This is a genomic window from Actinoplanes sp. CA-051413, assembly GCF_050955795.1.
GTDB lineage: Bacteria > Actinomycetota > Actinomycetes > Mycobacteriales > Micromonosporaceae > Actinoplanes.
Map to the genome: position 1 here is coordinate 6,250,946 of NZ_CP192100.1, position 17,320 is coordinate 6,268,265.

At 73.3% G+C, this 17,320-nt stretch carries 13 protein-coding genes; 7 read left to right on the plus strand and 6 right to left on the minus strand.

All coding sequences use genetic code 11. The features are described 5' to 3' along the window. Nucleotides 1–104: 104 nt before the first annotated feature. Nucleotides 105–1,535 (plus strand): DUF2252 domain-containing protein, encoded by a 1,431-nt coding sequence (locus tag ACQP2Y_RS29490; protein ID WP_433718351.1) that lies wholly within the window; start codon nucleotides 105–107, stop codon nucleotides 1,533–1,535. Further along, nucleotides 1,532–1,966, plus strand: a complete 435-nt coding sequence (locus tag ACQP2Y_RS29495) for a pyridoxamine 5'-phosphate oxidase family protein (protein ID WP_433718353.1) — start codon at nucleotides 1,532–1,534, stop codon at nucleotides 1,964–1,966. Before ACQP2Y_RS29490 ends, ACQP2Y_RS29495 begins: the two co-directional genes overlap by 4 nt. Here the strand turns inward: ACQP2Y_RS29495 and ACQP2Y_RS29500 are convergent. Next, complete coding sequence (locus tag ACQP2Y_RS29500; protein WP_433718355.1) at nucleotides 1,932–2,849, minus strand: hypothetical protein; 918 nt, start codon at nucleotides 2,847–2,849, stop codon at nucleotides 1,932–1,934. The genes ACQP2Y_RS29495 and ACQP2Y_RS29500 overlap by 35 nt on opposite strands. Before the next feature lie 129 nt (nucleotides 2,850–2,978). On the opposite strand from ACQP2Y_RS29500, the gene ACQP2Y_RS29505 reads away from it, so the two are divergent. From ACQP2Y_RS29505 to ACQP2Y_RS29520, 4 genes are all read left to right on the plus strand, one after another. Then, entirely contained in the window at nucleotides 2,979–4,319 is a 1,341-nt protein-coding gene (locus ACQP2Y_RS29505; protein WP_433718357.1) for an acyltransferase family protein, read from the plus strand. A 9-nt stretch (nucleotides 4,320–4,328) separates the two neighbouring features. Beyond that, the gene (locus ACQP2Y_RS29510) at nucleotides 4,329–5,273 is read left to right on the plus strand and encodes a pirin family protein (protein WP_433718359.1); all 945 of its coding nucleotides are present in this window, start codon (nucleotides 4,329–4,331) and stop codon (nucleotides 5,271–5,273) included. Nucleotides 5,274–5,379: 106 nt separating this feature from the next. Beyond that, the gene (locus ACQP2Y_RS29515; RefSeq protein ID WP_433718360.1) at nucleotides 5,380–5,817 is read left to right on the plus strand and encodes a hypothetical protein; all 438 of its coding nucleotides are present in this window, start codon (nucleotides 5,380–5,382) and stop codon (nucleotides 5,815–5,817) included. Between the two features lie 1,087 nt (nucleotides 5,818–6,904). Beyond that, nucleotides 6,905–11,584 (plus strand): hypothetical protein, encoded by a 4,680-nt coding sequence (locus tag ACQP2Y_RS29520; protein ID WP_433718361.1) that lies wholly within the window; start codon nucleotides 6,905–6,907, stop codon nucleotides 11,582–11,584. Here ACQP2Y_RS29520 and ACQP2Y_RS29525 read toward each other — a convergent pair. The 5 genes from ACQP2Y_RS29525 to ACQP2Y_RS29545 are packed head-to-tail and all read right to left on the minus strand — an operon-like array spanning nucleotide 11,556 to nucleotide 16,795. Next, complete coding sequence (locus tag ACQP2Y_RS29525) at nucleotides 11,556–12,629, minus strand: diguanylate cyclase (protein WP_433718363.1); 1,074 nt, start codon at nucleotides 12,627–12,629, stop codon at nucleotides 11,556–11,558. The two genes, ACQP2Y_RS29520 and ACQP2Y_RS29525, sit on opposite strands and share 29 nt — an antisense overlap. Nucleotides 12,630–12,679: 50 nt before the next feature. Beyond that, nucleotides 12,680–13,561: an EamA family transporter gene (locus ACQP2Y_RS29530; RefSeq protein WP_433718364.1), complete on the minus strand. Its 882-nt coding sequence runs from the start codon at nucleotides 13,559–13,561 to the stop codon at nucleotides 12,680–12,682. Beyond that, the gene (locus ACQP2Y_RS29535) at nucleotides 13,558–14,742 is read right to left on the minus strand and encodes an ABC transporter permease (protein WP_433718365.1); all 1,185 of its coding nucleotides are present in this window, start codon (nucleotides 14,740–14,742) and stop codon (nucleotides 13,558–13,560) included. The genes ACQP2Y_RS29530 and ACQP2Y_RS29535 overlap by 4 nt, the downstream gene beginning before the upstream one ends. Further along, nucleotides 14,739–15,446, minus strand: a complete 708-nt coding sequence (locus tag ACQP2Y_RS29540) for an ABC transporter ATP-binding protein (protein ID WP_433732114.1) — start codon at nucleotides 15,444–15,446, stop codon at nucleotides 14,739–14,741. The genes ACQP2Y_RS29535 and ACQP2Y_RS29540 overlap by 4 nt, the downstream gene beginning before the upstream one ends. 5 nt (nucleotides 15,447–15,451) lie before the next feature. Then, complete coding sequence (locus tag ACQP2Y_RS29545; protein ID WP_433718367.1) at nucleotides 15,452–16,795, minus strand: efflux RND transporter periplasmic adaptor subunit; 1,344 nt, start codon at nucleotides 16,793–16,795, stop codon at nucleotides 15,452–15,454. Nucleotides 16,796–17,074: 279 nt separating this feature from the next. Between ACQP2Y_RS29545 and ACQP2Y_RS29550 the strand changes: the two genes are divergently transcribed. Next, on the plus strand, nucleotides 17,075–17,263 hold the full coding sequence (locus ACQP2Y_RS29550) for a hypothetical protein (protein ID WP_360833394.1): 189 nt from the start codon (nucleotides 17,075–17,077) through the stop codon (nucleotides 17,261–17,263). The last annotated feature ends 57 nt before the right edge of the window (nucleotides 17,264–17,320 follow it).

Here is a 17,320-nt window from a genome sequence, read left to right on the forward strand (position 1 = left end):
CCATGGGCGTGGGTGTCCCGGAGGGTGGACCCGACGGTCATTGTTAGCGATAACAAGACCCTCGTCAACAGCCGGACCGGTGCGGACCCGTACGCTCGGCGGTGATGGAAGCAGCACCGGTTTCCCCGCCACCGGCCGGCCACGTCGTGCTCGACACCCGTCGTGACCACGGCTTCGCCTCGCTACGCAAGTCCGCACCGACGCGCGCGGAGCGGTACGAGCTCGGCCGCTCCCTGCGCGAGCGTTCGCCGCGTTCCGACCTCGCCCACTGGACCCCGGCGCCGGACCGGGTCGACCCCGTCCAGCAGATCGTCGACGCGCACGAGGGGCGGCTGCCCTGGCTCGTCCCGGTCCGCGTGGGCCGGATGATCGCCTCGCCGTACGCGTTCCTGCGTGGTTCGGCCAACATCATGGCCGACGACTTCGCTCCCCTGCCGCACACCGGCATCACCCCGGTCATCTGCGGCGACGCCCACCTGGGCAACTTCGGCTTCTACGCCTCCCCCGAGCGCGAGCTGGTCTTCGACCTCAACGACTTCGACGAGGCCCACCCCGGCGCCTGGGAATGGGACCTGCGCCGGCTGGTCACCAGCGTCTGGGTGGCCGGCCGGCAGAACGGCTTCCGCGAGCACGCCTGCGCCGACGCGGTGAAGCACTGCGTCGAGGAATACCGCGAGCAGATCGGGCACCTCGCCGAGCTGCCGCTGCTGGCCCGCTCGTTCGCCGCCCTCGACGTGGACGACCTGCGCAAGGCGGCCACCAAGCCCGGCTTCCGCGACGAGATCGAACGGGCCGCTCGCCGCGCCCGCCGGCGCACCAGCGACCGGGCGCTGCCGCGCTTCACCGAGCACCGCGACGGCACCGTACGGCTGGTGCAGGAGCCGCCGCTGATCACCCGGCCCAGCGACAAGGAGCTCGACCACCTCGCCGCGGCGCTGGACGGCTATCTGAACACGCTGCCACCGCACTGGGCGCGCATCCTGGCCGGCTACCGGATCGTCGACATCGCGCACAAGGTGGTCGGCGTCGGCTCGGTGGGGCTGCGGGCGTACGTCGCGCTGTGTGAGGGCAGCAGCCCCGACGACGTGGTGTTCCTCCAGCTCAAGCAGGCCCGCAGGTCGGTGATCGCGAAACACCAGCACGGCTCGGTGGCCTGGCACCGGCACCAGGGCCAGCGCGTGGTGGAGTACCAGCAGGCGCTGCAGACCGTCAGCGACCCGCTGCTGGGCTGGGCCACCGTGGGCGAGCTGCAGTTCTACGTGCGGCAGTTCCGCGACATGAAGGGCGCGATCCTGGTCGAGGACATCAACGCGGGCGCGCTGGCCGACTACGCCGGCATCTGCGGTTACCTGCTCGCCAAGAGCCACGCCCGGACCAGCGGCGCGTCCATGATCGCGGGCTACATCGGCAGCAGCGACAAGCTCGACGACATGCTGTGCAAGTTCGCCCGCGCGTACGCCGACCAGGTCGAGAGCGACCACCAACGCCTGGTCGCCGCGGTGCGCCAGGGTCACCTACCGGCGGAGCAAGCATGAGTGGTCGTTTGTCCCTGTCAGCCCCGGCAGTTCTGGAGTTCTGGACCGAGCGGCACCTCTGCACCCTGACCACGCTGCGCGCCGACGGCTCGCCGCACGTGGTGCCGGTCGGTGCCACCGTCGACCCGGCGGCGGGCCTGCTGCGGGTGATCGCCTCCGGCGGCTCGGCCAAGGTCCGCCAGGTCCGCGCGGGCGGTGACCGGGTGGCGATCTGCCAGGTCGACGGTCCACGCTGGAGCACGATCGAGGGCCGGGCCGTGGTCCGCGACGACCCGGAGTCGGTGGCCGAGGCCGAGCGCCGCTACGCCGAGCGCTACCGCCAGCCCCGGCCCAACCCGCAGCGGGTGGTCATCGAGGTCACCATCACGCGGGTGCTGGGCTCGGCCGGCCTGGGCGCTACTGGAAGCTCACCAGTTCGGGAACGGGCTTGAACTTGAGCACGTCGGCCGCCCGGTAGCGCTTGACGTCCTCGTCGTAGAACAGCTTGTAGCCGAGGTGGAACTGCTGCGGGCGGCGCAGCCTGTTCCAGGTGGCGTTCTTCTCCGAGCGGGTGCCGAAGCCGTCGACGTGCTGCACCAGGGCCAGCCCGGGCTGCTTCCTGATCCGGGTGATGTCCGGCAGCATCGACGCCCGGAACTGGTGCAGCACGAACAGCTTCTCCGGCAGCTTGTGCGCCCGGACCAGGCCGGACAGGTAGGCCGAGACGCGGTTGACCTCAGCGGCGCCGACCCGGCCGATGGTCTTGCCGGGCACCTTGCCCTTGGGCATCCGCCATTCCGGGTCCAGGGCCAGCCCGACGTGCGGCTGCACCAGGAAGCGTTCCAGCCGGCGGGCCTGCGGCAGGAAGTCGCCGCGGCCCGGCTGCAGGTCCAGGATGAGCAGGACCTTGTGCCGGCGGGCGTGCTCGACGTACTGCTGGATGCGGCTGAGCGGGATCATCCGGCTGTAGTTGCCGTCGGCGCCCGGGCCGGCCTGGGCGACGCTCGCGATCAACTCGTACGCGGGCTGCACCTTGCGGCCACCGGCGAACGGTTTCGCCGCGGCCCGCAGCTTCGGCAGCATCTTGTCCGGGCTGCCCTCGCCCAGCACCCCGAGCGTGCTGTTGCCCGCCGTGCCGTAGTAGGCGACGACCCGGTACGCCGGGAAGATCTTGGTACCGCCCTGCGGCAGCTGCGCCGGCGCCACGGGCCGGGCCGAGGATGTCGGCACGGCACTCGGTGCCGCGGCGCTGGGCGGGCTTTCCACGGGCTTCGGCTTGTCGGCGCTGCAACCGGCGAGAGCCGCGACGAGCAGGGCAGCGAGTACGGGACGCACGTCGACCTCCTGGTCCTGAAGCAGCGGCCACCGTACTGCCGGCAGCACCCGATGTCAGCGCCGGTACCCGGTCCGAGTTGAGTACGCGCACCCATCCGCCCAGGTCACCGCCCCGGCAGGGTATCCGGCATGACCTCCACCACCGTGCCCGGCGCCTCCGCCGCATCCCTGGCGGCCGCGACCCCGCCCGGCCGTGACCGCTACGTCGACCTGCTCCGCGTCGCCTCCCTCGGCGTGGTGATCGCCGGGCACTGGCTGATGGCCGTACCGGTGACCGGCGCCGACGGCGGCACCCGCGTCACCAACGTGCTGGCCCTGGTCCCCCGCTTGCAGCCGATCACCTGGCTGCTCCAGGTGATGCCGGTGTTCTTCCTGGTCGGCGGCTTCGCGCACGCGACCGCGCTGGCCTCGATCCGGCGCCGCGGCGGCGGCTACGCGGACTTCACCCGATCCCGTACGGCCCGGCTGCTGCGCCCGACCGCGGTCTTCCTCGCCGTCTGGCTGGCCCTGGCCCTCGGCGTGGCGCTGGCCGGCCAGGACCAGGGTCTGGTCCGGGTGGCGCTGCGGACGGCGGTGCAGCCGCTGTGGTTCCTCGCCGTCTACCTGGGACTCGTCGCGCTGGCACCGGCGATGTGGCGGCTGCACGAGCGCTTCGGCGCCAAGGTGCCGGTGCTGCTGCTGGCCGTGGCAATCGCCGTGGACGTGCTGCGCTTCGCCGGGCACCCGCAGATCGCCGTCCTGAACCTGCTGGTGGTCTGGGCCGGTGTGCACCAGCTCGGCTTCTTCTACGCCGACGGGACGCTGCAGCGCGGGGGCCGGCGGCTCGCCCTGCTGCTGGCCGGCGGCGGGATCGGCGCGGTGCTGCTGCTCACGACGGTGGGGCCGTACCCGGTGTCGATGGTCGGGGTGCCGGGCGAGACGGTGTCCAACATGTCGCCGCCGACGGTGGCGCTGGCCGCGCATGCGGTCTGGCTGATCGGTCTCGTCCTGCTGGTACGCAAGCCTGCTACCCGGCTGCTGAGGCGGGCCCGGGTGTGGCAGGCCGTGGTGGCGGCGAACGGGCTGGCCATGACGGCGTTCCTCTGGCACCTGACCGCCGCGTTCGTCGTCCTGGTCGCGGCCCGTGGCCTGACCGCCGGAGCACCCGGGTCGGCCGGTTGGTGGGCGACCCGGCCGCTCTGGCTGGCCGCTGCCGCACTGGTCACCGCCGTCCTGGTGCTGGTCTTCCGCCGCTTCGACACACCCCGGCCCACGGAGATCACCGCAGGATCGGCCGCGCGGGCCGCGGTCGGAGCGACGATGTGCACGCTGGGCGTCCTCGGCGTCTCGGTCGTCGGGTTCGGCGGGCTACTGGAGGGCCGGACGGCGACGCTGCTTGTCGTGCCAGTCACCGCGCCGCTCGCCCTGGCCCTGGTGGCGCTGGGCGCAAGCCTGCTGCGAGCCGCTCCGCTGAGCGCGGGACGGCGGTAGCTTTCAACGGTGAGCATTCCTGAGGCGACGACGTCCCCGGCCGGGGTGGAGATCCTCGAAGGCACCCCGGTCGCCCTCGGCGGGCCGCGCGGGCTGGAGGTGACCCGGACGCTGCCCAGCAAGCACCGGCGGATGGTCGGGGCGTGGTGTTTCCTGGACGCGTACGGGCCGCACCGGCTGGAGGGTTCGGCCGGGATGCGCGTCGGCCCGCACCCGCACATCGGGCTGCAGACGGTGAGCTGGCTGGTCGCCGGGGAGATCGTGCACCGCGACAGCCTCGGCAGCCTCCAGGAGATCCGGCCGGGCCAGCTCAACCTGATGACCGCCGGGCGCGGCATCTCCCACTCGGAGGAGACCCCGGGCACCAACAGCGGCGTACTCCAGGGGGTTCAGCTCTGGGTGGCCCTGCCGGACGCGACCCGCGGCGGACCGCCGGCCTTCACCCAGCACGCGGAGCTGCCGGTGCTCACCGACGGCGGCCTCACCGCGACCCTGCTGATGGGCGACCTGGCCGGGGCGGTCTCCCCCGCCCGCTGCGACACTCCCCTGCTGGGAGCGGAGATCACCCTGACTGCCGGGAGCACGGCCGCGCTGCCCCTGAGACCCGATTTCGAGTACGCGGTGCTGGTCATCGACGGCGCGGCGACCGTGGCGGACGTGCCGGTCGAGCCGGGACCGCTGCTCTACCTCGGCGAGGGTCGCACCGAGCTGCGCCTGGCCGCGGGACCGGCGACCAGGCTGATGCTGCTGGGCGGCGAACCGTTCACCGAACGGCTCGTGATGTGGTGGAACTTCGTGGGCCGCGACCACGACGAGATCGTGACGGCCCGCCAGGCCTGGGAGGACCGCGCCGGAGGAGGACCGTTCGGCGTCGTCCGCGGCTACGACGGCCCCGACATCCCGGCGCCGCCGATGCCGATCACCCGCCTGGTGAGCCGCGGCCGCACCCGCTGACCTGCGGAGATCCACTTCGGGCGTCGCACAAATCCGGCTTGACGGTGGTTGCGGGCGGGCGGATCGTCAGAGAGGTATCCATGCACGCGGGCTGAAGGAGCGCACCGTGAGCCTGCTCGACGTGGGGAAACTCGCCCTCATCACCGTAACGCCGACCCTGATCGGCGCGGTCGTCATCTACTCGCCGCGCTGGTGGGCTGCTGTGTCGCAGTCCTGGCCCGGCCGCCGGGCGGAACAGCCGCAGCCGCTCGGGCCGCCGATCGAACAGCTGGCCGCCGACCTGCGCCGGTTGCTGCGGCTGCACGAGGAACTGACCCGGTCGGCGCACATCGCGATGCTGGCCCAGCGGTTGTGGGCGGTCGAGGCGGCGATCGGGGCGCGGGCTGTGGAGGCGGCGCGGGCTCTGGACGTGCCGCATCGGGAGCCGGAGCAGTTGGAGATTCTGACTCGGGCGGAGCTTTCGCGGTTGCTGCACGATCTGTGCCGGGCGGGGTTGGCGTTGCCGGCGCTCACCGCACCGTTCAATAAGGACGGCCGCCTCTGAACGGCGGCAGTCGGCGGCCGACCTTTGCCGGTCGACTTTGAGCGGGCCACGCTCGGCGGCCGATCTCGAAGGCATGGCACCTCGCGGCGGCCGATCCTGATCGGCCGGCTTCGGATGGCCGACCGTGTCGGCGGCTGAGTCGCGGCCGCTGGGAGCAAGCGGACCGGCTCTCTCGTCGGCTGGCTTCTGAGTCCCACTTGGCCCACTTGCGGCGCGGGTCCGGACCGGATACGCCCGGGCGGGCAGGTGGGGGATCGAAACGGCGGCGGGTGCACCCGCCGCCGTTCCTGGGCCCCGGCGGGTGGCGGCTTAACGGGGGCGTCGGCCGCCGGCCGGGGAGTTCATCGTGGACAGGGTCCAGGAGTCCAGGCGGCGCAGCGCCACCCGGCAGGTGGCGCGTACGGCGCCGAGGTCGAGACGCGGCATGATCCGCTCCCCTTCGTTCGGTGTCGTGTTTCTGTCACTTCGCGGTCGCGCCGCCGGGATGGGTGGCGCGCCACGGGCCGGCACAGCGCCGGGCCGGCCCGTGCTTCCAACCGTGACATCCGGGGCGGCCATGATCCGTGGATACGCGACGTGTCCCTCGCCACGGTCACAGTGGGTGAGGACAAGATCGACCAGCGTCGGGCCATTCTTCGTTGCTTTCCTCAGCCAGCCATTAAGAATGGCTTAAATTCCGTGGCCGGCCACATCGCGGAAACAATGAGAGCGGTTCATGAATGGGGAACCGCCGCGCCGGCCGTCGTCACTCAACGTCAATTACCAAAAACCTTCTGTTTGCCCGCGCCGGAGAATGAACCGCTGGGCGTCCGCGTCCGTACTGTCTGTCGATGGAACTCTTCCGGCGGGCCGCGGCGCCGGGACGGCTCCCGGGGTCGGGGGACCCCCAGGGTCGGATGAAGCGCTCCCGCGGGCGGTAGCGCGCTACGCAAATCCGTGGTTAACCTTCCAACTCGTACGGCGGGGAAGGGCTACCGGGCGCGGGTGGGCGTGCGCGGCGGCGAGGACGGGGGGCACGGATGCGACAGCGGGCCGGCTCGGCGCAGCCACTGTCGTGCCCCTCCGCGGGTCGTGCCGGGGTGACCCGATGAGCTTCGAGGACGACGAATACTGGGAATCGGAGTACGACGACGACCCGAAACGGCCGTACGCGGACACCACCGCGACCGCCCGGGACCCGTACGCGGATGCAGTCGCGGCCCGCTGGGGCGCTGATACCCGCCGTCCCCCGACCCGCGCCCGATACGTCGAAGAAGACGAATTCGACGACATTCCGGAACCCCCGCAAAAGCCAGTGAACGCCCTCGATCCGGGCATCGACGAGCTGGCCGAACGCCGCCGCCAGCGCCGCCAGGACGGCTACCAACGGTCACCGAACCGCGACAAGCGCATCAAGCAGGCCTTCGACAGTGAGCGCCCCAGCTGGCTCGACGACCCTGAGTTCGCCCCGGCCGACCTCGACGCCACCCCCGTCTCACCGCCCGGCGCCGAGGGCTGGCAGCGCCGCAGCCTCGACTTCGACGAACTCGAGTACGACGACCGCGACTTCGACGAGCGGGACTGGGAGGAGCAGCAGCGCTACACCGCGTCCCGCCGCTCCCGGGTCATCGAGAGCTGGGACGACGCGCCGATCGACGAGCCGGTGCGCCGGGGCCGCCGCGACGACATGCCGCAGCCGGTCACCGGCCGCGCCCGGGTGTCGCCGCCGGTGCCGGCCGAGCCCGAGGAAGAGGTCGTGGCTGACCTCTACCGGCCGCGGCGTGATCAGGACTTCGACCCGCTCGTCGACGACCTGCGCGAGGAGGACCTGCTCCCGTACGAGCGTCGTCCGGTCCCGGGGCGGGACCGCCGGCCGTCGCGGACCACGTGGGATCTGCCGGCTGCGTCCGTACCGGATGAGGAGTCGCGGATCGCCCCGGCCGAGCCGTGGTCCGATCGGCCCGCCGCCGAGGCGCCTCGGCCGGCTGCGGCGGCCAAGGCCGAGGAACCGCAGACACCGGATGACGGCGAGGGCCCGCGGGTGCTGAGTAAGGCGCCACCGCCGGTGCCGCCGCGCGTGCTCAGCAAGGCCAAGCCGCCCGCGCCGCCACGGGTGATCAAGAAGGCTGACCCGCCGGCTACGCCGCGGGTGGTGAAGGCAGCGCCGTCGACGGCGACGCCTCGGGTGGTGACGCCGGCGCTGCCGAACGTGCCGAAGGCGCCGGCGGCTGCCGGGCCGGGTACGCGACGGCAGGGTGCGGCGCCGGCTGCGTTCGATCAGGGGCGGGCGGCGGGTCACGGCCAGGCGCCGGCTGGGGGTACGCGGAAGCCGCGGGTCGGGTTTGTCTCGCCGTCCGGGGTGACGGATGAGGCTCCGGGCAGTTCGGCCGCGCAGGGTGTCGCGGGACGGGCGCCAGTCAGTCCGGCCGCATTTGATTCCGCGCCGGGTGTCGCCGGGCGGGCGCCGGTCAGTCCGGCCGCGTTCGATGGCGCGCCGGGGGCCGCCGGGCGGGCGCCGGTCAGTCCGGCCGCGTTCGATTCCGCGCCAGGTGTCGCTGGGCGGGCGCCGGCAAGTCCGGCCGCGTTCGATTCCGCGCCGGGTGTCGCGGGGCAGGCTCCGACCGCGTTTGATCAGGGGCGGGATGCTCCCGGTGGTGCCGGGCGGGCTCCGGTCAGTCCGGCCGGGCCGGTTCCTGACGGTTTCCGGCCGGGGGTGATGCCCCCGCCGGATCGGCGCGCTGCGGAGGCGCCGCCCGTCAGTCCCGCTGGGCCGCGGAACCGGCCGCCCGTCATGCCGGCCGCTGCGCCTCCGCCGGTTCCGCCGTCCGCGCCCACGCCGATCCGGCGCCCTGCGGTCGGTGAGTCGCCGCAGAGCCCGGCGGCAGCGCAGGCTCCGGCGGCCTTCACCCCGTGGGCCAATGATGATCAGGCGCACGATCCTCGCGTCGCGTCCTCGCACGGCTTCCCGGCCGGGACCGATCCGCGTGGCGTTCCGGTGCACGATCCCCGGTTCTCGCCGCCGGGAGACCCGCGGGGTGCTGTGCCGGGGCAGGACCCGCGGCTCTTCCAGCCGCCTGCTCAGGACGCCTGGGCCGCTCAGCAGCCTGGGCAGGACGCCCGGCTCGCGCCGCCGCAGGGTGCCGACGCGCGGCTCGCGTCGCCGCAGGCGTTTCCGGCGGGCACGGATCCGCGTGGTGTGCCGGTGCACGATCCGCGGTTCTCGTCGCCGCAGGACACCGATCCGCGCCTTGCCGCACCTCGCGGTCGTCGTGGTGGGCCGGCTGCCCCGCCCGCGGCCAACGCTTCGCGCGGCCGGGCGTCGTTCGACGACGGGTCGACCGCTGAACGGCCGATCGTCGGTGGGCCGCGGACCGCGATGATTCTGTCCACGGGTACGCCGACCGCCGTGCCGCCTTCGCAGCGGCCGCCGTCTCGTACTGCTCCGACCGTTGGTTCGCCGCAGCCTGGGGTCACCGCGTACGACGTTCCCGCCCAGGTCCGGCCCGTTACGGGCGTGCCGGCCGCGCTCGAGGGCGAGATTCTTCCGGCCCGGCACGGCGCCGATGGCCCGGTTACCGGTGAACTGCCGCTCATCAGCCCTCAGCCGGAGATGCCAACGGTCGGCATGGTCCGGCCGGGTTCTCCCGCGCCCACCGGCGGCGAGCCGGTGGCCTACGCCGACGTACCGGGGCAGCACCGCAGCCCTCAGCAGCCTCCCGTCGACCGGGCGATCCAGGTGCCCGCTCAGCGGCCGGGCGAGGCGGACGGTTCGGGACAGGTTGCCCAGAGCTATCTCGCCGATCCCGGCGTTCAGGGCCGGCCGGGTCAGCCGCGGCACGGTGGTCCGGCTCAAGCGGAGCCCGTGCTTCCGGTGCGGCCGATGGGCGTGCCCGCGCAGCCGCGTCACGGCGATCCGGCGGATCAGCACCGGTCGGAAGAGGCAGCTCGGCGGGCCGCGGCACAGCAGGCGGAGGCTGCCCGCCAGGCCGAAGCCGCCCGACAAGCCGACGCTGCCCACCAAGCTGAAGCCGCACGCCAAGCCGAAGCCGCACGCCAAGCCGACGCCGCACGCCAAGCCGACGCCGTACGCCAAGCTGAAGCCGCCCGGCAGGCCGATGCAGCGCGCCAGGCGGAACAGGCTCGCCAGGCGGCAGCCGCGCGGCAGGCTGAAGCCGCCCGCCAAGCCGACGCCGCCCGCCAAGCTGAGGCCGCACATCAAGCCCAGCTGGCTGCCAGGCAGGCCGAGGCCGCCCGCCAAGCCGAAGCAGCACGCCAGGCCGAAGCCGCACGCCAGGCCGACGCCGCCCGCCAAGCGGAAGCCGCGCGGCAGGCCGAAGCGGCGCGCCAGGCAGAGATCGCAGCCCGCGAGGCTGAAGCGACCGCCCGCCAAGCCGAAGCCGCACGCCAGGCCGACGCCGCCCGCCGCGCCGAGGCCGCACGCAAGGCGGAGGAAGCCGACCGCCAGGCCGAAGCGACCCGCCAGGCAGCAATCGCAGCCCGTCAGCTCGAAGCCGAACAGCACGCCGAAGCAGCCCGGCAGGCCGAAGCCGCACGCCAGGCGGAAGAGGCCCGCCGCGCCGCGGAGCTAGCCCGCCAGGAACAAGCGAAGCAACTCGCCGAGGCCGCCTTCCGCACCGGCGGAGTGCCGACCACGCGGCCCACCGAAGCGCAGCAGGCCGCCGCCGCCCCCGCGGAGGCCAAGCCGCAGCACAGCCCGAAACCCGGCGCCGGCAGTGCCACGCCGATCTCCCCCGTTCCGCCGGCCACCCGGCCCGGCCCGAACCCCGCCGCGAATGCCGCGCCGATCGGGCGGCTGATCACGTCGGGGCCGTCGGAGCCGCGCAAGTACGCCGACTCGGATCTCGGGCCCACGTGGTTCGGGGGCAAGCCGAAAGCGGCCCAGGAGAGCACGGACGAGGCGAAGGCCGACGGGGTCGTGCTGAACCTGGACATCACCGGCCTGATGAACGGGATCGCCGGCGCCACGACCACGATGTCACCGGAGGAGGTCGCCGCCCCGGATCAGCCCGAGCCCATTGACGCTCAGCCGACCAGCGGCGCACCGGCACCTGGTGAGCCCTCGGAACTCGACGAGAAGGCCGAGGCTCTGCTCGTACCCGGGCCGGAGCCCACCGAGATCAAGCCCGCCGCCCCCGGCCGGCCCAAGCCCCTGGGTCCGGAGGATCTGGCCGCGATCCGGTGGCGGCTGGACGGTGCCACGCTGCGCGAAGTCGTGGATGACCGGGACGCGTTGCGGGAGCTCGGTGAGCGGCTCGACGGGCCGCTGGCCGACGAGCAGGACAACGTCGCCCGGGCCGGGCTGCTCAGTGTGCGGGCCGAGGTGTACCGGCTGCTGGACGAGCTCGGGATGGCTGCGGCCGCCAGCCGGCTGGCGCTCGCTCACGCCGAATCGGCTGGGGATGTGCAAGCCACCGTCATCGCGCAGGCCGAGCTGGCGCACGTGTTGCGGTTGCGGGGGGACTACGCCGAGGCCGATCGGCTGTTCGAGCAGGCCGCCAGTTCGGAGGCGCCGGAGCTGCTCCGCAGCGTTGTGCATGAGAACGCCGGTCGCAGTGCCTTTGATCAGGGGCGGCACATGGAGGCGCTCGATCACTTCGCCCGGGCTGTGCGGCTCGGGCTGGCTGATGATCAGGAGCTGGCGCAGCGGATCGAGGTGGCGCTCGAGGCGATCTACATCCATGTGTTGCGGGACGGCTGGGGCCCTTACCCGCGGATGCGCCGGGAGATTCTCGGGCTGGTCAAGGCCGCGGGTCCGGAACAAAGCTAGGCACCTGGTCGACGTTGTGCCGTTCGCCGGCGACGGACACCCGGCCGCGGCCCGACGTCTTCGCCTGGTAGAGCGCCGCGTCCGACGCCGCGACCAGGTCTTCCACCGTGCCGGCGTCGCCGGGCAGCACCGCGATGCCGATGCTCACGCCGGGCGGGCCGCCCAGCAGGTCGGTGCGGTCGGCGATCGCGGAACGCAGGGCGTCGGCGACGCCCACGGCGGCGCGGCCGCCCATCCGTAGCAGCATGACGAACTCGTCGCCGCCCAGCCGGGCCGCGACGCCGGTTTCGCCGACGACCTCGCGCATCGCGTCGGCGACCGCCTGCAGCACCCGGTCGCCCTCGGAGTGGCCGAAGGTGTCGTTGATCGCCTTGAAGTGGTCCAGGTCGACCGTGAGCAGGGCCAGGGAGCCGTCGGTGCGTCGGGCCCAGGCCGCCTCGGCGACCAGCGCGTCGTCGAAGTAGCGGCGGTTGGCCAGGCCGGTGAGGTGGTCCGCGTTCGCCTGCCGTTCCAGGACGTCGCGCAGCCGGTCGGCGCGGACCCGCAGGCTCTGCACCACCGTGGCGGCCATCGTCATGGCGATCACCATGGCGACCCAGTCGGAGGCGCCGCGCTGGGGTCCGAGGACGGCGAACACGGTGGCCGCGTCGCCTGCGTACACCAGGAGCAGGTTGAGGTAGAGGACGCGGCGGCTGAGGAAGTTCGCCGCGTACAGGATGGGCCAGAGGTAGAAGAGCTGCGAGCCGGTGGACGCGTCGTGGGTGGCGAAGTTCAGGCCGGCCACCACTGCGGTGGCCAGGATCGGGGCGACGAACCAGCCCGACCGGGGTACGGCGGTGGGCCGGCGCCAGCACAGCACACCCGTGAACGCCATCAGGACAGAGATCGCCGCGGACACGACCAGCGTGATCAGGTTGACGCCCGGGTCGATGTACGACGTCACGAACACGTAAGGCGACGCGGCCAGCGTGAGGTACGCGACCGCACGAGACGCTCCGTGCAGGTCGCGTAGCTCGTATGCGGGAGCGTGGACCCTGAGCGACACGTTCTTTGTTCGGCCTCCCGGGCCCGGACATGAGGTTTTGGCCGCGCCGGTCACGCCGGTGAGGTGGGTGGGGGTGCCGGTTCGCGCTGGGCCAGAGTGACGCCCAGGCTGGCCAGGCTCACCAGCAGCAGCGCCACGACCGCACGCAGGCCGAGCCGCTGGTGCAGCACCACGAGCCCGGCGATGGCCGCGGCGGCCGGCTCCAGGCTCATCAGGATGCCGAAGACCCGGGTGGGCATGCGCCGCAGCGCGTTGATCTCCAGGCCGTAGGACAGGACCGACGACAGCAGCGCGACCGCGGCCGCGCCGGCGAGCAGAGACGGATGATCCAGTACGGCGGAAGCACCGCTCGCGCCGAACGGCAGCACGAGCACCGCCGCCACCGCGAGCGCCACCGCCAGCCCGCCCGTGCCCGGGACCAGCGTGCCCAGGTGCGCACTCGCGAGGATGTAACCGGCCCAGCAGAGCCCGGCCGCGAACGCCAGCAGCAGTCCACCCAGCGGCGCCGTGAACCCGGAGCCGACGCCGAGCAGGGCGACTCCCCCGGCAGCCAGCAGGGCCCACAGCAGGTCGACCAGCCGCCGGGTCTGCACCAGCGTGAGCAGCAGCGGCCCGAGGAACTCGACCGTCACGCCGACGCCGAGCGGGACCGTGCGCAGGGCCAGGTAGAAGAGCAGATTCATGCCCGCCATGGCCACGCCGAGCAGCACGGCGGCCCGCCACGCGGCGGCGGACCAGCCACCGATCCGGGGCCGGAACACGACGCCGAGGATGACGGCCGCGATCAACAGGCGCAGCAGCGTGACGCCGGCCGCGCCGAGGTCGTCGAACAGCGTGCGGGCGACGGCGCTGCCGACCTGGACGGAAGCGATGGCGGTGAGGACGAGCAGGGGAGCCGGCACGGTGCGGCGCTCGCGGACGGTCGTGGTCATTCGGTCCGCAACGCGACGACGGGATCGAGGCGGCCGGCGCGTTGCGCGGGCACGACGCCGAAGACGATGCCGACCAGCGCCGACACCCCGAACGCCAGGGCCAGCGACCACCAGGTGACGGCGGCCGGCACCGGGGACAGCCGGTCGACGAGCAGCGCGGCGGAGATGCCCAGCGCCATGCCGATGACGCCGCCGATCGTGGTGAGCAGGACGGCTTCGAGCAGGAACTGCACGCCGATGTCGCGAGGCCGGGCGCCGACCGCCTTGCGCAGGCCGATCTCCCTGGTGCGTTCCCGCACCGACACCAGCATGATGTTGGAGACGCCGACGCCGCCGACCAGCAGGCTGATCCCGGCGATGGCGGCCAGGACGCCGGTCAGCACGCCCAGGATGTCGCCCAGCACGCCGAGGATCTGCTCCTGGGTGACCGCGCTGAAGTCGCTCTCGGGGTGGCGCTTGCTGAGGGCCGCGACGATGTCGGTGCCGAGGGTGTCGATGCGTTCCCGGTCGGGCGCGCGGATCGCCAGGGCGTCGATGCGGTCGGTGCCGAGCAGCCGCTGGGCGGCCGTGACGGGGATGTGCACCTCGCTGTCGCGGTCCACGCCGAGGCTCTGGCCGAGCGCCTCGAAGGTGCCGATCACCCGGAACCGGACACCGCCGATGGTGATCTGCCGGCCGATCGGATCCCGGTCGCCGAAGAGCTGGGTGGCCACGCCGGCGCCCAGGACCGCGACCCGGCGGGCGGTGTTGACGTCCGAGCGGGTCAGGTAGGTGCCCCGGTCGAGGCGCCGGACGAAGACGCTCGGGGTGGTCTCCAGGACGCCCTGCATGCTGGCGAACGAGCTGCGGCTGCCCGCGCGTACGGTCTCGCCGGAGGCCACCGTCACCGCGACCCGGTTGCGGTCGCCGACGACCCGGGAGACGGCGTCGACGTCGTCGAGCGACAGCGTCGACACCGACGGCGCGGAGCCGGCCTCGAGCCGGCCCGGCACGACGATGAGCAGGTTGGAGCCGAGGCCCTCGACCTGCTGCTCGATCTGCTGCTTGGTGCCCGTGCCGATGGCCACGAGCGCGACCACCGCGGCCACGCCGATGACCACGCCGAGCATGGTGAGCACGCTGCGCAGCCGGTTGGCGCGCAGCGCGTCGAGGGCGACCCGCCAGGCCTCGGCCACTCTCACGCGGGGCCGTCCCCGGGATCCGGCGCGGCCGGGGCGGGCTCGACGATCAGCCCGTCGCGCATCACGATCTGCCGGTGGGCACGCACGGCGACCTCCCGGTCGTGGGTGACCAGGACGACGGCCACGCCATCGGCGTTCAGCGACTCGAGCAGGGCCAGCACCGACTGGCCGGTGGTCGTGTCGAGATTGCCGGTGGGCTCGTCGGCCAGCAGCACCGACGGGCCGGTGACCAGCGCGCGGGCGATGGCCACCCGCTGCTGCTCACCGCCGGACATCTGGTTGGGCCGGTGGTCCATCCGGTGGGCCAGGCCGACGCGTTCCAGCATCTCGCCGGCCCGGGCCCGGCGTTCCCGGCGGCCGATGCCGCGGTAGACCAGCGGCAGGGCCACGTTGTCCCGGGCCGTGGTGCGGGTGAGCAGGTGGAACGACTGGAAGACGAAGCCGATGGTCTCGTTGCGCAGCCGGGCCATCTCGGGCGGCGACAGCGTGGCGACGTCGCGGCCGCCGATGAGCAGGGTGCCGCCGGTGGGCCGGTCGAGCCCGCCGAGCAGGTGCATGAGGGTGGACTTGCCGGAGCCGGACGTGCCGACGATGGCCAGGTAATCGCCGTCGTTCACGGTCAGGGAGACGCCGCGCAGGGCGGCGACGGAGACGCCGTCCAGCTCGTACGTGCGCGAGACGTCCGTGGCCACGATGGCCGGGATGTCGCTCACGGCACGGTCTGCCCGGGACTGACCTGGTCGGCACCGCCCACGATGATCTGCTGGCCGGCGCCGATGCCGGAGACCACCTGCACGACGTCCTCGCCCTGGACCCCGAGCGTGACCGGGACCCGCTCGGCCTTGCCACCGCGGACGGTCCAGATGGTGTCGCGGCCGTCGGCGGACACCACGGCGGACGCCGGCACGGTCACCGCGTCGTCGGCCTGGCGCACCTGGAGCCGGACGATGGCGCTCATGCCCGGCCGCGGCGTGGGCGCGGGCCGGCCGTCCGCATAGCGACCCTTGCCCAGGGTGAGCCGCACGCGGTAGGAGACGCCGCCGCGCGCGGAAGTGGTCGGCAGCAGGTCGACGGCGCGCACGCCGGCCTCGTAGGTCGCGCCGGTAGCGGCGTCGAGCTCGGCGGTCGCCTTGCCGCCGGCCTGCACCAGCAGCACGTCGGTCTCGTCGACCTCGGCGGCCAGGCCGAGCTTGCCGGTGTCGACGATGGTGAGGATCGGGGTGCCCGCGCCGACCGTCGCGCCCTGCGGCACGGCCGGATCGACCCCGGCCACGGGCGCCTGCGCCGGCGCACCGGCGGCGGCAGCCGAGGCCGGGTCGGCGAGCAGATCGGTGAGCGAGGACGTGCCGCCCGAGGCGGTGCCGCCGAGCTGAACGACGCCGGAGACGGGGGCGCGCAGGGTGAGCGCGTCGACGGCGGCCTCGGCCAGGTCGTATGCCTGCTGGGCCTGGAGCCGCTGTGCCGTGCCGAGGGCGTTGACCGCCTGGCCGAGGCCGGCGACGCCGCGCTGCACCGAGCGCAGGGCGGCGCCGGCCGCGTCCGAGGCAGCCTCGTATTGCTGCTGGGCGGCCTTCACCTGGGCCAGCAGGGCGGTTTTGAGCTCGGCGTCGGTGACCTTGTCGGCGGCTTTGCGGGCGTCGGTGAACGCCTTGTCGGCTCGCTGGTCGGTGCGGTGCTGGGCGGCGGTGAACGCCGCGGTGCCCCCGGTGGACGGCACGCCACCCGAGGAGGCCGCGTCGAGGGCCTGGGCGGCTTGCTCCAGGCGGCGCTCGGCGGCGGGTGAGTCGACCACGGCGACCACCTGGCCCTTGCGGACCTGGTCACCGGCGTCGAAGCGCAGCTCGGCAAGGGTGCCCTCGGCCGGCGAGGTGACCGTGGCGGCGGCGCGGGCGGTCACCGAGCCGGAGGCCTCGACGATCTCGGCGACCGTGCCCATCGCGGCGGCGCCGACCGTGAGGCCGGACGGCTCGTCGCCGCAGGAGGCCGCGGTCAGGGGTGGCAGCAGGACGAACGCGACCAGCAGGGTGCGGGCGCGGCGGTGGGGGCGGGACACGAGCGCCACTCTATGCCGGGGCACCGACGAAAAACCCGGGCCGATCGGACAGCTGATCTATATCGGTCGGAACGATTTGATACCAGGTGGGTGTCGGTAATCCGCCCGACGGCCGACCTGTGGTCGACTGCGCAGGTCAACGCGAGGCGCGAGGCTCAAAGACAGGCCTGGTCAATGGGCCTGCCGGAAGGCACAATCGGCCGACGGATTGAACCGGGGGCCTCACGGCAGCCGTAATCCAGGTCACGTGCCCCATCTGCGTACGCGAAGGACGGGACCATGCTCCGCGCCGACGAACTGACGATCGTGCACCACGACGACACGGTGAGCCACTTCACCGACGTCACGTACACGCTGACCCGGCAGGGCCTGCGGGTGTTCACCGCGACCGGCGACGAGAAGGCTTTCCCCGGTCACGACGTGCTCACCACGCACGCCCGGACGAGTCACCAGGAGCTCGCGGCCTGACCCCGTACCGGAAGAAGAAAGACGGCCCACCGGCTCATGCCGGCGGGCCGTCTCTGT

Coding starts and splice junctions, on each gene's coding strand:
- ACQP2Y_RS29520 (WP_433718361.1), top strand. CDS start 6,905: ATGAGCTTCGAGGACGACGAATACTGGGAATCGGAGTACGACGACGAC.
- ACQP2Y_RS29530 (WP_433718364.1), bottom strand. CDS start 13,561: ATGACCACGACCGTCCGCGAGCGCCGCACCGTGCCGGCTCCCCTGCTC.
- ACQP2Y_RS29505 (WP_433718357.1), top strand. CDS start 2,979: ATGACCTCCACCACCGTGCCCGGCGCCTCCGCCGCATCCCTGGCGGCC.
- ACQP2Y_RS29495 (WP_433718353.1), top strand. CDS start 1,532: ATGAGTGGTCGTTTGTCCCTGTCAGCCCCGGCAGTTCTGGAGTTCTGG.
- ACQP2Y_RS29550 (WP_360833394.1), top strand. CDS start 17,075: ATGCTCCGCGCCGACGAACTGACGATCGTGCACCACGACGACACGGTG.
- ACQP2Y_RS29490 (WP_433718351.1), top strand. CDS start 105: ATGGAAGCAGCACCGGTTTCCCCGCCACCGGCCGGCCACGTCGTGCTC.